At 54.4% G+C, this 14,893-nt stretch carries 16 protein-coding genes; 9 read left to right on the forward strand and 7 right to left on the reverse strand.

The window, feature by feature from the left end; genetic code table 11:
- Window positions 1–77: 77 nt before the first annotated feature.
- Window positions 78–590 carry a site-specific integrase gene (locus PXH59_RS00650; protein WP_285809885.1) on the forward strand — a complete coding sequence of 171 codons (513 nt, stop codon included), beginning with the start codon at window positions 78–80 and terminating at the stop codon, window positions 588–590.
- Entirely contained in the window at window positions 493–1,494 is a 1,002-nt protein-coding gene (gene xerC / locus PXH59_RS00655) for a site-specific tyrosine recombinase XerC (RefSeq protein WP_285811626.1), read from the forward strand. The genes PXH59_RS00650 and xerC (PXH59_RS00655) overlap by 98 nt, the downstream gene beginning before the upstream one ends.
- 455 nt (window positions 1,495–1,949) lie before the next feature.
- Here xerC (PXH59_RS00655) and PXH59_RS00660 read toward each other — a convergent pair whose 3' ends face one another.
- The gene (locus PXH59_RS00660) at window positions 1,950–2,084 is read right to left on the reverse strand and encodes a hypothetical protein (RefSeq protein WP_285809886.1); all 135 of its coding nucleotides are present in this window, start codon (window positions 2,082–2,084) and stop codon (window positions 1,950–1,952) included.
- A 336-nt stretch (window positions 2,085–2,420) separates the two neighbouring features.
- Here PXH59_RS00660 and PXH59_RS00665 point away from each other — a divergent pair, with 336 nt between their 5' ends.
- Window positions 2,421–2,927, forward strand: a complete 507-nt coding sequence (locus PXH59_RS00665) for a DNA/RNA non-specific endonuclease (protein ID WP_285809887.1) — start codon at window positions 2,421–2,423, stop codon at window positions 2,925–2,927.
- A gap of 3 nt (window positions 2,928–2,930) precedes the next feature.
- Window positions 2,931–3,458 (forward strand): SMI1/KNR4 family protein, encoded by a 528-nt coding sequence (locus tag PXH59_RS00670; protein ID WP_285809883.1) that lies wholly within the window; start codon window positions 2,931–2,933, stop codon window positions 3,456–3,458.
- Between the two features lie 264 nt (window positions 3,459–3,722).
- On the opposite strand, the gene PXH59_RS00675 is transcribed toward PXH59_RS00670, so the two are convergent.
- The 3 genes from PXH59_RS00675 to PXH59_RS00685 form a co-directional block, all read right to left on the reverse strand.
- Entirely contained in the window at window positions 3,723–3,920 is a 198-nt protein-coding gene (locus PXH59_RS00675; RefSeq protein ID WP_133813210.1) for a DUF7706 family protein, read from the reverse strand.
- 14 nt (window positions 3,921–3,934) lie between these two features.
- A complete protein-coding gene (locus tag PXH59_RS00680) occupies window positions 3,935–4,255 on the reverse strand; it encodes a SymE family type I addiction module toxin (RefSeq protein WP_046397397.1) in 321 nt (106 codons plus the stop codon).
- A gap of 78 nt (window positions 4,256–4,333) precedes the next feature.
- Window positions 4,334–4,666 carry a helix-turn-helix domain-containing protein gene (locus PXH59_RS00685; protein ID WP_046397400.1) on the reverse strand — a complete coding sequence of 111 codons (333 nt, stop codon included), beginning with the start codon at window positions 4,664–4,666 and terminating at the stop codon, window positions 4,334–4,336.
- A 136-nt stretch (window positions 4,667–4,802) separates the two neighbouring features.
- Between PXH59_RS00685 and PXH59_RS00690 the strand changes: the two genes are divergently transcribed.
- The gene (locus PXH59_RS00690; RefSeq protein WP_285809884.1) at window positions 4,803–7,715 is read left to right on the forward strand and encodes a CHC2 zinc finger domain-containing protein; all 2,913 of its coding nucleotides are present in this window, start codon (window positions 4,803–4,805) and stop codon (window positions 7,713–7,715) included.
- Between the two features lie 713 nt (window positions 7,716–8,428).
- Window positions 8,429–9,460, forward strand: a complete 1,032-nt coding sequence (gene xerC, locus PXH59_RS00695) for a site-specific tyrosine recombinase XerC (RefSeq protein WP_434223390.1) — start codon at window positions 8,429–8,431, stop codon at window positions 9,458–9,460.
- Between the two features lie 455 nt (window positions 9,461–9,915).
- On the opposite strand, the gene PXH59_RS00700 is transcribed toward xerC (PXH59_RS00695), so the two are convergent.
- Window positions 9,916–10,050 carry a hypothetical protein gene (locus PXH59_RS00700; RefSeq protein ID WP_285809886.1) on the reverse strand — a complete coding sequence of 45 codons (135 nt, stop codon included), beginning with the start codon at window positions 10,048–10,050 and terminating at the stop codon, window positions 9,916–9,918.
- Window positions 10,051–10,530: 480 nt separating this feature from the next.
- Here PXH59_RS00700 and PXH59_RS00705 point away from each other — a divergent pair, with 480 nt between their 5' ends.
- Together PXH59_RS00705 and PXH59_RS00710 are read left to right on the forward strand one after the other, a co-directional pair.
- Window positions 10,531–10,830 carry an HNH/endonuclease VII fold putative polymorphic toxin gene (locus tag PXH59_RS00705; RefSeq protein ID WP_285809888.1) on the forward strand — a complete coding sequence of 100 codons (300 nt, stop codon included), beginning with the start codon at window positions 10,531–10,533 and terminating at the stop codon, window positions 10,828–10,830.
- Window positions 10,831–10,840: 10 nt separating this feature from the next.
- Window positions 10,841–11,224 (forward strand): Imm50 family immunity protein, encoded by a 384-nt coding sequence (locus PXH59_RS00710; protein ID WP_285809889.1) that lies wholly within the window; start codon window positions 10,841–10,843, stop codon window positions 11,222–11,224.
- A gap of 69 nt (window positions 11,225–11,293) precedes the next feature.
- Here the strand turns inward: PXH59_RS00710 and PXH59_RS00715 are convergent, their stop codons facing one another.
- Complete coding sequence (locus PXH59_RS00715; RefSeq protein ID WP_285809890.1) at window positions 11,294–11,614, reverse strand: SymE family type I addiction module toxin; 321 nt, start codon at window positions 11,612–11,614, stop codon at window positions 11,294–11,296.
- Between the two features lie 74 nt (window positions 11,615–11,688).
- Window positions 11,689–12,030 (reverse strand): helix-turn-helix domain-containing protein, encoded by a 342-nt coding sequence (locus tag PXH59_RS00720; protein ID WP_352232146.1) that lies wholly within the window; start codon window positions 12,028–12,030, stop codon window positions 11,689–11,691.
- A 130-nt stretch (window positions 12,031–12,160) separates the two neighbouring features.
- Here PXH59_RS00720 and PXH59_RS00725 point away from each other — a divergent pair, with 130 nt between their 5' ends.
- The gene (locus PXH59_RS00725) at window positions 12,161–14,875 is read left to right on the forward strand and encodes a CHC2 zinc finger domain-containing protein (RefSeq protein WP_285809892.1); all 2,715 of its coding nucleotides are present in this window, start codon (window positions 12,161–12,163) and stop codon (window positions 14,873–14,875) included.
- Window positions 14,876–14,893: the final 18 nt, after the last annotated feature.

Raw genomic sequence — 14,893 nt, forward strand, 5'->3', positions numbered from 1 at the left:
AAGAATCAAGCCATCGTACCGTAGTGACGTATCACACACCGATAACACTAACCGCTGTTCCCTACAGGAAATCCATCATGTCATCACCCGTTAAACATCAATCCAACTCCCGCCCGCTGACCCTGCGCCAGCATCTGGACGCGTATCTGGATAACCTGCTGTTGCAGGGGGCGAGTCAAAAGAGCCAGTCCGCCCGTCATGAACGGCTGTCACCGTTCGTCAACTGGTGTGAGGAACAGGGCGTAATATCCGCGGCTCAGGTCACCGAACCGTTACTGGAAAACTGGCAGCAGCATCTGGCCCGGTACCGCAAAGCCAACGGTCAGCCCTACCCGCCGGACAGTCAGCGCCGACGCCTGCGCGCCTTACGCCTGTGGTTCGACTGGTTGCAGCAACAGCACGCTATCCCGGCCAGCCCGGCGGCAACACTGGCCTCGCCAGACAGAAAAAAAACGTCCCTCGGTGACGGAGACCCACGGTCAACCCGACGCCATCCCGGCCCGCTTCGCCACCTTACGCCAGCATCTGGCCGCCTGGCTGGAAGCCGTGCGGGGACAGGGCTTAAGCGAACGGACTCAGGAGTCCTATGAAGAGCGGCTGTTGCCGTTCATCAGCTGGTGTGAAGCCCGTGGAGTCATGACCGCACCGCAGGTCAGCCTGCCGTTGCTGGAAAGTTACCAGCGCTGGCTGAGAAGCCACCGCAAAGCGGACGGCCAGCCCTACACGCCGGGCAGTCAGCGGGACCGCCTGAGTGTCTTACGTCAGTGGTTCCGCTGGCTGCTGCAACGTCACCATATCCTGTATAACCCGGTGGACAGTCTGGTGTTACCGAAAGAAGAAAAACGGCTGCCGGCACAGGTAATGAATGAAGACGAAACCCACACGGTATTAGCCGCAACGGATATCAACACCCCAACCGGGCTGAGAAATCGCGCTATCCTTGAAGTACTGTGGAGTACCGGTATCCGGCGGATGGAAATAGCCAACCTGCTGTTAAGCGAGGTGGACTTCGGGCGCGGCGTGGTGCTGGTCAGACAGGGCAAAGGCCGTAAAGATAGGGTGGTGCCCATCGGCGAACAGGCGCTGCACTGGTTAAGCCGCTGGCTCAGCGTCCGGCCCGAGTTAACGCGGCGGGGTGACAGTGGACACCTGTTTATCACCAGGAAAGGCCGGGGACTGGCAAAGGGCACATTAACCTGGATAGCCGCCGACAGCATCCGTAAACAGGCGCAACTGACTAAACCGGGGGCCTGTCATCTGTTCCGCCACTCAATGGCAACCCAGATGCTGGAGAACGGCGCGGACACCCGGCACATCCAGGCGATACTGGGGCATGAGAAGCTGGAAACCACCCAAATCTATACCCGGGTGGCTATCGGTCACTTAAAGGAAGTGCATGAGCAGACCCACCCGGCAGAACGGCAGTCAAAGCAGGCAACGCCAGACGATAAGCAGGCGGAGAGTAACAAGCCGGACAGCCCGAAGCCGGTCTGAACGCGCTGTGTTGCCGGACAATCTTAATGTTAGCCGGTTCCCTGTGAGCGCGTGGGGTGCAGTGAAAGGCAGACCGCGCGCGTCCCTGCGCACGGACTGCCTCCCTACCATCGGCGTGCCCGGCGGTAAATGCCGGCCGCCCGGCGCTGAACTTCGGCGTTCTCTATAACAATCGTTGCCGGTCAGCCGCCATTCAACATAATGTGACATTAAGCGAAATGGGCCTGAACGGCCCACCACGCTTAACAAAACATTATGTCGGCGCCGCCCACCCACGGGCGCTGCGCGGTCACCTCAACCCCGGTGAGCGGCTGGCCGCCGGGTGGAGCCTCTTAGCCCCAGAGGCGCGCAAGGCTGACGCCTTCCGCTGTCAGCCGCAGTGCTAAAACCGGCCGCCGCAGTCGCCGCCGTCCCTGGCGGCTCCGGTGCTAACATCCGCCTTAAACCGTTGCCGGTCAGTCCGTCAGGGTCAACGGCCCTGAAGGCAGGCCAGCAAGCTGGCCGCGGTTTATTGCCCCCGCCCAACCCCGCTGCACTGGCTGCGTCCGGCTCGCAGTCGCAGGCTCCTTGCTCGTTCCCGTACTCGCCATCTCCGCCCCGTCCGCCCCCGCGGGCGGGGGCTCCCCGCTGAAAAGCTTCACCTGCGGGCCTCGCCGGCCCGCACCCGGCCAACCCGCGTCAGCGGCGCAGACAAGCTGCCCCGCCGCCACGGGTTATCGAGAAAACCCGGTTCTGGCAGGCAAAGCGGGCCGAAACCCGGCACTGACATCGGGGAAAAAGTGAGCTAAAATCGGCAAAGTGCCCGTCGGGGCGAGTTGATATGTTCTTTAACAGGGTGGGAAAAAGCGGTGAAGAAAAAGGCTGCTAAATCAGGGGGAAAGGTCCGCTCAATCGTATGATGGCGTCGGGATAGTGCCTAAGATCCTTTGGGGCTAAATGGGGGTCTGAATCCGTATGCATACGTCCATAATCCGGCGAACTGGATTGATCCGCTCGGATTAACGGGATGTCCTAATAGTATTAAATATGGCGAATTAGATCATTTAGGACGCCCTACAGGAGTTCATGCCACTTTAGATAAAGGTCATATTAATATGGGTACGCACGCTAGCCCCGATATACAGCCGCCAGGATTTATTACAGGAAAAGGTTCTAACAGAGCTAGGGGCCATTTGCTCGGACGACAATTAGGTGGTTCTGGTGATGATGTTAGGAACCTGGTTACTCTTCAACAAAGACCTGCTAATACTCCTGTCATGAGTGGAGTCGAAGGTAGAATAAGAAAAGCCTTAGAGCAAGGAGAAGTTGTTGAAATGAGTTCTATTCCTATTTATAAGGGACCATCCAGAATACCAGCAGGTATTACAATGAAAGCTGAAGGTTCAGGGGGCTTCTTTGAATATGTCACCGTTCTTAACCCTCCAGGAATATAAATAATGAGTATAGAGAGCTTAAAGAATCTATTGCCCTTACCCGTTCATCCTAATGAAAATGGTGAAGGTAAAACGTGGCCGTTAATAGATGAACAGTATTCTTTTCCTAAGGACTATATTGATTTTATAACCCAATATGGAACAGGTAGGATTGCTGATTTTATCACTATATTTAACCCATTTAGCGAAGATGATGATTTAAATTTTTTTAGGCAAAAAGTATGGATTATTGAAGATTTTCAGTCCCTTGTTGAATCTGATCCAGATTATTATCCGTTTATTCTTTATCCCGATATTAATGGATTGCTTCCTATGGGAGTTACAGATAACGGCGATTATATATTTTGGGTTGTATCGTCAGATAATAGTGACTTATGGAATGTCGCTATTATTGCGGCAAGGGCACCAGAAGTTGAATATAGGCAAGAAAATTTCATTGATTTTTTAGAAGGTGTTTTATCAAGAAACGTCAAATGCATGTCATTCCCTGATGGTTTTCCTTCTAAAAATATAGAATTTAGTAGCATTTAAAAATAAGCCGGAAAGATCCCCGTGATCTTTCCGGCTTTATTATTTTTATACTTAAAATAAATATTTTACAGAGTTGATCTTATATATTAAATATATAAATTAAAATCACAAAAATATAAAATAAATAAGAAGGTAAACAAAGGAATAATATAGAAAAATATAAAATTAATGGTAAATATATACATAGGCTATATTTTGGATATTTTATTCTGTTTTTTCTCTGAAACAGCAAAAAGCCGGAATCGCTTCCGGCCTGCTTCTTTCTTACCGTGGCGAATACCCATGATACGCCAGTGCCGACTGGAGCCGCCCTATCGCGGCCTTGATAACCCAGGCTTCTGTGTCATCAACCGCACAGGCCCGTATCTCTGCCCAGCTCAACCGTTTAACCAGTTGCGCCAGTGCCATTGCTTCGTCATGGCTCAGGTGCACTTCCTTTAGCTGCTCAATCCCTGCTCTCATGCTACTCCCCTCCCTTAAATGGTTTTGTAATCGCCAATGAGTTCGCGCATGCGGAGCTTGATATCACTGAGTTGCTCCTGCTGACGCAGGTACTGTTGCCTGATGGTGTGGGTGTTGTCACTGTCCGGTATCAGCACCAGACAACCATTCATCACTTTCACCGTTAAAGTACCGCCAATATCAAAGCCTGCGGCCTTAAGCCATTGACCTTTCAGGTGTATCGCAGGTGGTGCTTTAGCCTTGTCGTTTTGCGGCACGTATCCCACGGTGTAATAACGTTCTGTTTTCGCTGCTTTATTTACAGCGACTTCTGCCTTAGAATGCGTCTTAGCCATAATTAACTACCTCGCATAGTTGCTTGTGGTTAGCGGCTATATCGTGTTGCAACCACGGTAGAGCCGCATTAAATCAGGTCAGCCCAATAACCGTTTTGCCTGATGTTTTAAAATCATTGCATCCAGAACCGAGGTCACAGAGCGTCGTTCTTCCTCATCCATCTGTTTAACCGCTTCAAACTTGAGCTTAAGTTCGTCCTGCGGCTCCCGCTCACCCTCCTCAAATATCAGCCAGTCAGCCGAAACATTAAACGTAACAGCAATACGTTTAAGAATGTCTAAAGAGGGTTGAGCCTCACCAGATTCATAGCGGCGAACTTGTGTCAGATGTATCCCCACCTTGTCAGCCATCTGTGGCTGAGTTAGTCCTTGTTGCTTACGCAGTTGCAGAAAACGGGCAGAAAAGCTCATCCAGAATGTTCCTTTATCAGTCGTGATGGCTTCCATTATCTCCCCCTGTTCTGAATAGACTTGACTAAACAACCTTTATGGGACATATAATAGTATCTATATAGAGCATTGACAAGGATTTAAAAGGAACATTTTTATGGCCCGCATTCCCGAAGCCGAATTACAGCACCTGAAAGCCGCCGTCTCCTTAGTCGCCGTGGTGGAGCAACAGGGGCGACAGCTCTTTAAACGCGGCAAAGATTACGTACTGCTGTGCCCGTTCCATCAGGAGAAAACCCCGTCAATGGTTATCTCACCGGCAAAAAATCTCTATCACTGTTTTGGCTGTGACGCCGGCGGCTCAGTGCTGGACTGGGTGATGAAAACCGAAGGCTTAAGCCTGCGCCATGCCGTGGAACGCCTGCGCGGGGAACTGGGCGAGAATCCGGCAATGGCCCCGCTGGTCCAGCCGGATGAACCCGCCGTGCTGGCCGAAGATGAAGCCGGACGGCAGGCGCTGCTCAACCGGGTGGTTGAGTTCTACCACCACACGTTGCTGAACGCCCCCGAAGCCCTGGCTTATCTGGAAAAACGCCGGTTAAATCACCCGGAATTAGTCGCCTGTTTTAAACCGGGCTTTGCCAACCGCACCCTCGGCTACCGGCTGCCCGCCAGTAAATACAAGGCCGGTTCCGCTATCCGGGCCCGGTTAATGGCGGCGGGTATCCTGCGGGACAACGGGCATGAACACTTCAGAGGGTCATTAGTGATACCGGTTATCGACCGGCACGGCCAGATACGCGAAATCTATGGCCGTAAAATCGGTGAAGACCTGCGCAAAAGCACACCGTGGCATCTGTATCTGCCCGGGGCGCATAGCGGTGTCTGGAATGAACCGGCCATAGCCGCGTCAGCCTCGCTTATCCTGTGTGAATCATTAATCGATGCGATGTCATTCTGGGTAGCGGGTTACCGTAATGTCACCGCCGCCTACGGGGTGAACGGGTTTACTCCCGACCACTGGCAGGCACTGAAACAGCATCAGGTCAGACAGGTGCTGATTGCCTTCGATAATGACCCCGCCGGGAATGATGCCGCGGTAAAACTGGCCGCCGAACTGACTGCCGCCGGTATCACCGTGTTCCGGGTGGTGTTCCCCGAGGGCATGGATGCCAACGGCTATCTGTGTCAGGTCGCCGAGCCGGAACGGGCCTTCGGGTTGCTGCTGGACAGTGCCGTGCCGATGCAGGACGCGGCAGAGATACAGGCCACCACCGCAACAGAGCGGGCCGCACTGGCTAAACATCAGCCGGTTCCGGTGCCGGAAACAGTCAGCACATTAGCCGCCGGTATAGCGTCGTTGCCGTCAGTGCCGAATGTGGTCTGGGAAACCGGCGCTAACGGCGAGATATCCCTGACGCTGGGCACACAACAGTGGGGTATCCGGGGCCTGTCACAGGTGAAAGCCGGAGCGGCAGTGATGAAAGTGAATGTTCAGGTCGTTGATACTGACAGCGGCGTGATGTTCGCCGACAGCGTGGACATGATGAGCGCCCGCAGCCGGGGCGGGTATGCGCGGCTGGCCGCCACCGAACTCGGGCTGGCCGAAGGTGACCTGCGCCGGGCACTGGGGCAGGTGTTGCTGGTACTGGAACAGTGTCAACAGGCCGGCGTCAGTGAACAAACCGAAACCCCGCCGGTTCCCGAACTGAGTGAGGACCAGCGGGCTGCGGCGCTGGCGCTGCTGCAAGACCCGCAACTGAGTGAACGCATCACCGCTGACTTAGCCGCCTGTGGCGTGGTGGGCGAATCCACTAACCTGCTGGCCGGTTACTTAGCCGCCGTCAGTCGCAAGCTGGACCGTCCGCTGGCCGTGCTGATACAGAGCAGTTCGGCGGCAGGGAAAAGCAGCTTAATGGATGCGGTCCTCAATCTGATACCGGAAGAAGAACGGCTGCAATACAGCGCCATGACCGGCCAGAGTCTGTTCTATCTGGGGGAAACCAATCTCCAGCATAAAATCTTAGCCATTGCCGAAGAGGAAGGGGTGCGGCAGGCCGCCTATGCGCTTAAGCTGTTGCAAAGCGACGGCGAACTGACCATTGCCAGCACCGGTAAAGACGATGCCAGCGGTAATCTGGTCACCAAACAGTACACAGTGAAAGGACCGGTGATGCTGATGCTCACCACCACCGCAATAGATGTCGATGAAGAGCTGTTAAACCGCTGTCTGGTGCTGACGGTGAACGAATCGCGGGAACAGACCGAAGCTATCCACGCCTTGCAGCGCCATAAACAAACCCTCGAAGGCTTACTGGCAGAGAATGAAAAGGCGTATATCACCGAACTGCATCAAAACGCCCAGCGGCTGTTGCGCCCGCTCAATGTGGTTAACCCTCATGCCTCACAGTTAACGTTCATGAGCGATAAAACCCGCACCCGACGCGACCACATGAAATATCTCACCCTGATACAAAGTATCGCCCTGCTGCATCAGCACCAGCGGACGGTGAAGACCGCGGAACACCGGGGCAAACGGCTTGAATATATCGAAGTCACCAAAGAAGATATCCGCCTGGCGAACCGGCTGGCCCACGAGATATTAGGCCGTACGCTGGATGAGATGCCGCCCCAGACCCGAAAACTGTTGCTGCTGATACAGCAAATGGTGAAAGACACGGCGGCAGCGCAACAACGCCCGGTGAAAGATATCCGCTTTACCCGCCGGGATATCCGCAGTTATACCCACTGGAGTGACAGCCAGCTTAAACTCCACTGTCAGCGCCTGAGTGACATGGAATACCTGCTGACACACGGCGGCAGTCGCGGCCATCTGTTGCAATATGAACTGCTCTGGAATGGCGATAAAGCGGAAGAAGCCCACCTGTGCGGTCTGATTGAACCGGAAAATCAGGCTGCCAATAGTGTATATGACTCGTGCAAGTCTGGCCCGGATGAAGGCAAGTCGGGGTCAAGTCTGCCCCAAGTCAGGGCCAAGTCTGGTTCGCCAAAACCGGCGGCAAGCCGCAGTGACAAAGGGCTGAACGGTTCGCAAGTCGGGACAGCCTGAAAAGGACTGTTCCGGCCCCCTAAAAATCAGGCCGTCGTACCGTACTGCCCCTTCATCAACGAACCCGAAAGCCAGAAAGGAAAGTGTGAATATGACGGGTGCAAGTCTGGCTCAAATGAAGGCAAGTCAGGGTCAAGTCTGCCCCAAGTCGGGGTCAAGTCGGGTTCGCCAAAACCGGCTGCAAGCCGCAGTAGCAAAGGGCTGAATGACTCGCAAGTCTGGGCAGACAGAAAAGGACTGTTCCGGCCACCTAAGAATCAAGCCATCGTACCGTAGTGACGTATCACACACCGATAACACTAACCGCTGTTCCCTACAGGAAATCCATCATGTCATCACCCGTTAAACATCAATCCAACTCCCGCCCGCTGACCCTGCGCCAGCATCTGGACGCGTATCTGGATAACCTGCTGTTGCAGGGGGCGAGTCAAAAGAGCCAGTCCGCCCGTCATGAACGGCTGTCACCGTTCGTCAACTGGTGTGAGGAACAGGGCGTAATATCCGCGGCTCAGGTCACCGAACCGTTACTGGAAAACTGGCAGCAGCATCTGGCCCGGTACCGCAAAGCCAACGGTCAGCCCTACCCGCCGGACAGTCAGCGCCGACGCCTGCGCGCCTTACGCCTGTGGTTCGACTGGTTGCAGCAACAGCACGCTATCCCGGCCAGCCCGGCGGCAACACTGGCCTCGCCAGACAGAAAAAAACGTCCCTCGGTGACGGAGACCCACGGTCAACCCGACGCCATCCCGGCCCGCTTCGCCACCTTACGCCAGCATCTGGCCGCCTGGCTGGAAGCCGTGCGGGGACAGGGCTTAAGCGAACGGACTCAGGAGTCCTATGAAGAGCGGCTGTTGCCGTTCATCAGCTGGTGTGAAGCCCGTGGAGTCATGACCGCACCGCAGGTCAGCCTGCCGTTGCTGGAAAGTTACCAGCGCTGGCTGAGAAGCCACCGCAAAGCGGACGGCCAGCCCTACACGCCGGGCAGTCAGCGGGACCGCCTGAGTGTCTTACGTCAGTGGTTCCGCTGGCTGCTGCAACGTCACCATATCCTGTATAACCCGGTGGACAGTCTGGTGTTACCGAAAGAAGAAAAACGGCTGCCGGCACAGGTAATGAATGAAGACGAAACCCACACGGTATTAGCCGCAACGGATATCAACACCCCAACCGGGCTGAGAAATCGCGCTATCCTTGAAGTACTGTGGAGTACCGGTATCCGGCGGATGGAAATAGCCAACCTGCTGTTAAGCGAGGTGGACTTCGGGCGCGGCGTGGTGCTGGTCAGACAGGGCAAAGGCCGTAAAGATAGGGTGGTGCCCATCGGCGAACAGGCGCTGCACTGGTTAAGCCGCTGGCTCAGCGTCCGGCCCGAGTTAACGCGGCGGGGTGACAGTGGACACCTGTTTATCACCAGGAAAGGCCGGGGACTGGCAAAGGGCACATTAACCTGGATAGCCGCCGACAGCATCCGTAAACAGGCGCAACTGACTAAACCGGGGGCCTGTCATCTGTTCCGCCACTCAATGGCAACCCAGATGCTGGAGAACGGCGCGGACACCCGGCACATCCAGGCGATACTGGGGCATGAGAAGCTGGAAACCACCCAAATCTATACCCGGGTGGCTATCGGTCACTTAAAGGAAGTGCATGAGCAGACCCACCCGGCAGAACGGCAGTCAAAGCAGGCAACGCCAGACGATAAGCAGGCGGAGAGTAACAAGCCGGACAGCCCGAAGCCGGTCTGAACGCGCTGTGTTGCCGGACAATCTTAATGTTAGCCGGTTCCCTGTGAGCGCGTGGGGTGCAGTGAAAGGCAGACCGCGCGCGTCCCTGCGCACGGACTGCCTCCCTACCATCGGCGTGCCCGGCGGTAAATGCCGGCCGCCCGGCGCTGAACTTCGGCGTTCTCTATAACAATCGTTGCCGGTCAGCCGCCATTCAACATAATGTGACATTAAGCGAAATGGGCCTGAACGGCCCACCACGCTTAACAAAACATTATGTCGGCGCCGCCCACCCACGGGCGCTGCGCGGTCACCTCAACCCCGGTGAGCGGCTGGCCGCCGGGTGGAGCCTCTTAGCCCCAGAGGCGCGCAAGGCTGACGCCTTCCGCTGTCAGCCGCAGTGCTAAAACCGGCCGCCGCAGTCGCCGCCGTCCCTGGCGGCTCCGGTGCTAACATCCGCCTTAAACCGTTGCCGGTCAGTCCGTCAGGGTCAACGGCCCTGAAGGCAGGCCAGCAAGCTGGCCGCGGTTTATTGCCCCCGCCCAACCCCGCTGCACTGGCTGCGTCCGGCTCGCAGTCGCAGGCTCCTTGCTCGTTCCCGTACTCGCCATCTCCGCCCCGTCCGCCCCCGCGGGCGGGGGCTCCCCGCTGAAAAGCTTCACCTGCGGGCCTCGCCGGCCCGCACCCGGCCAACCCGCGTCAGCGGCGCAGACAAGCTGCCCCGCCGCCACGGGTTATCGAGAAAACCCGGTTCTGGCAGGCAAAGCGGGCCGAAACCCGGCACTGACATCGGGGAAAAAGTGAGCTAAAATCGGCAAAGTGCCCGTCGGGGCGAGTTGATATGTTCTTTAACAGGGTGGGAAAAAGCGGTGAAGAAAAAGGCTGCTAAATCAGGGGGAAAGGTCCGCTCAATCGTATGATGGCGTCGGGATAGTGCCTAAGACCCCATTGGGCTGGCGGGGGGCTTTAACCCGTATTCTTATGTGCATAATCCAGCGAATTTTGTTGACCCGTTCGGGCTGGAAAAATGTCCTAAATTTGGTTCAAGGAATGCGGCTTTTAGAGCAGCAAAAAGAGATGCGGGAATACCGATGAATCAACAGCCTGATAAAATATTTGATCCAAAAACTGGTTTTGAAAGTCAATATAGGCACGTTCGTATGACTGATTCAAATAATGAAACAATAATTGGAAATAATGGTAAACCAATATGGACAAAGGAATATCAATTCACAAAAGCTGATGGAACTAAGGTGATTATCCAAGATCATTCTGCGGGGCACTATTACCCCGATGGTGTAGGTAATCAAGGGCCTCATTTAAATGTAAGACCTATTGATAACATTCGAACTGGGAGTGTCCCAGGAACATTAGATCACTATAGTTTCTAGGAGATATCATATGTTTTGGAATGATCTTGATGGCACGATATTGCTTAATAAAGTATTTTCTAAACCTGTAGAAATATCAGACATAGATCTCTTTGATATAAAAATAGATCGTGAAGGGCCAACAGTAATAATAAGTTTTGACTTAATCGGAAAATTACCAGACAACCCACCTGCAAAATGGGTAAAAGGATATAACAAATGTAGGTGTGGTATAAACTGTGGTGGCGTTACATCTATTAATATTGAAGGCATTGCCGTTAACATGTTAGCAAAAATCGAGATAAAAAAAGAAAATGGTCATAATAAAGTAATAATTAATGGCTCTAATTTTCGGTTAAATCTGGAATGTATGCATATACAGTTTACGGGGCCTTCTGTATATATCAGTAAATAAACAAAAAAGCCGGAAAGATCCCGTGATCTTCCGGCTTTGTTCTTTTTTAGAACCGCTCAGTCCCTGCCCTTAGCGGCTTGTGTAGTCGCCAAGCAGTTCCCGCATCTTGAGCTTAATTTCACTGAGCTGATCTTGCTGGCGCTGGTACTGTTGCTTAATGGTGCGGGTCTCGTCACTGTCAGGGATCAACACCAGACAGCCATCCATAATCTTCACGGTCAGGGTACAGCCCTTATCAAACCCAGCCGCCTTAAGCCATTGGCCTTTAAGATGGATGGCAGGCGGGGCGTTGGCCTTGTCATTTTGCGGCACGTATCCCACGGTGTAATAACGTTCTGTTTTTGTCGCTTTATTTACTGCACGGTTTTGCCTAGAATGCGCCTTAGCCATGTTCAACTCCTATTAGTTGCTTGTGGTTAGCAGCGTGTTCGGGTGCCCGCCCGAATACGTTGCGTTAATCGTTTTTACTTCATCCTGGAAGACCAGCGTTCAGCTTCATATTTAATGATCATCCCTTCCAGCACTTCCTTTATCACCTGCCGCTGTTCCGGCTGCATGTTGCTGATAGCCTGAAACTGTAGAGCTAAATCGCTATCAGGTTGTAGCTCATCATCTTCAAATATCAGTGAATCTGTCGTCACTCGCAGTGTCTGCGCTATCTTCTTAACGGCCTCTAAAGACGGTAACGAAATCCCGCCCTCATAACGTTTTACCTGTGTGACATGAATGCCGATAGCATCCGCTAATGCCTGTTGTGATAAGCCTTTTTGCTTGCGCAGGGCGATGAGTCTGTTAGCAATACTCATTGAATTAAACCAGTCAGAGAAATTTGCCTTCATTCTATCCCCCAAAAAGTGCTTGCTTTATATTGGTATCCTATCGGATACTAAATAAAAGAGCAATGGAATCTTGACGCAATTTTAGGAAGGTCACTTTATGGCTCGCATTCCCGAAGCAGAATTACAGCACCTGAAAACCGCCGTCTCTTTAGTGGCTATTATTGAGCAGCAAGGACGGCAGTTGTTTAAGCGCGGCAAAGATATGACGGTGTTGTGCCCGTTCCATGAGGAGAAAACGCCCTCGATGGTGATTACACCGGCGAAAAATCTCTATCACTGCTTTGGCTGCGAGGCGGGCGGTTCAGTGCTGGACTGGGTCATGCAAACGGAAAATCTGAGCCTGCGTCATGCCGCCGAACGCTTAAAAGCCGTGCTGGGGCACAATCCGGCGGTTGAGCCGCTGGTGCAGCCGGAAGAGCTGGCCAATGATACGATCGGCCAACAGGGGTTGCTGTCACGGGTGGTTGAGTTTTATCACCATACCTTGCTGACTGCGCCGGAGGCTCAGGCGTATCTGTCCAGACGGCGGCTGAATCATCCTGAGCTGGTCAGTCAGTTTAAGCTGGGCTTTGCCAACCGCACGCTTGCTTACCGCCTGCCGCCCAGTAAATACAAGGCCGGAGCAGAGATCCGCCGCCGTCTGCAAGCAGTCGGTGTGCTGCGGGAGAACGGGCGGGAGCATCTGCGCGGTTCGCTGGTTGTGCCGGTGATGGGTACACAGGGGCAAATCCACGAACTGTACGGGCGCATGATCAGTGATGATCTGCGGGCATCAGTTGTTCGCCATCTGTACCTGCCGGGCGCACATCAAGGCGTCTGGAATGAAGCGGCGCTGGGTGCGTCCAAAACGCTTATCCTGTGTGAATCACTCATTGATGCGATGTCGTTCTGGGTGACGGGGCAGCGCAATGTCACGGCGGCCTATGGGGTGCATGGTGTGACCGCTGATCACTGGCAGGTCTTTGAACAGCACAACATTAAGCAGGTGCTGATCGCCTTTGATAATGATACCGCAGGCAATGATGCCGCGGTGAAACTGGCGTCAGCACTGGTTGCCAAGGGGATCACACCGCTGCGCGTGGTATTCCCGCCGGGCAGGGATGCCAATGAATATCTGTGTCAGATGGCCGAACCCGAAACCGCCTTTGCTCTGCTGATTGAGAGTGCTGTACCGATGCAGGAGGCGGCGGATATGGTGGCTCTAGAGCGCCAGACACCTGAGCCGGACACAGCACCCGAACCCGCTTCCCCTTTCGCCGCCGAACCGGCGCCCCGCGTGACGCCGAATGTGGTCTGTGAGTCGGGTGAGCATGGCGAGCTGCTCGTGTCAGTCGGCACACTGCAATGGTGTCTGCGCGGCATGGGATCAGTAAAGGCAGGTTCCGCTGCGATGAAACTCAATGCGCAGGTGCTGGACAGGCAAAGCGGTGTGTTGTTCGCGGATGGCGTTGATCTGATGAGCGGCCGTTCACGTCAGAGTTATGCACGACTGGCCGCCACTGAGCTGGGACTGGGCGAAGCGGATCTGCGGCGGGCGCTGGGGCAGGTGTTGCTGGCTGCTGAACAATGGCAACAGCAAGGCGGCAAGGTATCAGTGGTCAATGTGCCGACAATGAGTGACGCCGAACAAAAGGCAGCGCTGGCCTTGCTGCAAGATCCCTATCTGACTGCCCGTATTACCGCTGACTTAGCCGCCTGTGGTGTGGTTGGTGAGTCCACTAACTTACTGGCCGGCTTTTTGGCTGCCGTGAGCCGTAAACTGCCCAACCCCTTAGCCGTCCTGATCCAAAGCAGCAGCGCGGCCGGAAAATCCTCATTGATGGAGGCCGTACTGAACCTGATGCCGGAAGAAGATCGCACCCAGTACAGCGCCATGACCGGGCAAAGTCTGTTCTATCTGGGCGAAACCCATCTCCAGCACAAGATTTTAGCCATCGCGGAAGAAGAAGGCGTGCGGCAGGCGGCTTACGCACTCAAGCTGTTGCAGTCAGATGGCGAGCTGACAATGGCAAGTACAGGCAAGGATGAAGCCACGGGCAATCTGGTCACCAAAAGCTACACGGTGAAAGGCCCGGTGATGCTGATGTTAACGACGACCGCTATCGATGTGGACGAAGAACTGCTCAATCGCTGTCTGGTGCTGACGGTCAATGAATCCCGCGAACAGACCGAAGCCATCCATGCTTTACAGCGCCAGAAACAGACACTGGCAGGCTTATTGGCTGAAAACGAGCGCGACTATCTGACTCAGCTTCACCAGAACGCCCAGCGGCTGCTGAAACCCTTGAATGTGGTCAATCCGTATGCGTCGCAACTGACCTTTATGTCAGACAAAACCCGCACCCGCCGTGACCATATGAAATACCTGACGCTCATTCAGAGCATCGCGCTGCTGCATCAGTACCAGCGGGACATCAAAACGGCAGCGCACCGGGGGAAGACGTTGGAATATATCGAAGTGACGAAAGATGATATCCGGCTGGCGAATCAGCTCGCCCATGAAATCTTAGGCCGGACATTGGACGAGATGCCACCGCAGACACGCAAGCTGTTATTACTGATCCAGCAGATGGCGCACGGGATGGCATCGGACAGGCAGCAAACGCTGCGAGAGGTGCGTTTTACCCGGCGGGATATCCGCGACTTCACCCAATGGAGTGACAATCAGCTTAAGGTGCATTGTCAGCGACTGGCTGAGATGGAATACCTGCTGATCCACGGTGGCAGTCGCGGGCATCTGTTGCAATACGAACTGCTGTGGGATGGCGAGGGCGACAGCGCCCACTTAAGCGGTTTGATCGTGCCCGTATGATCACCGCAAGTTGGACTG

Origin of the sequence: Xenorhabdus bakwenae, assembly GCF_030272115.1 — a bacterium.
Classification (GTDB): Bacteria; Pseudomonadota; Gammaproteobacteria; order Enterobacterales; family Enterobacteriaceae; genus Xenorhabdus; species Xenorhabdus bakwenae.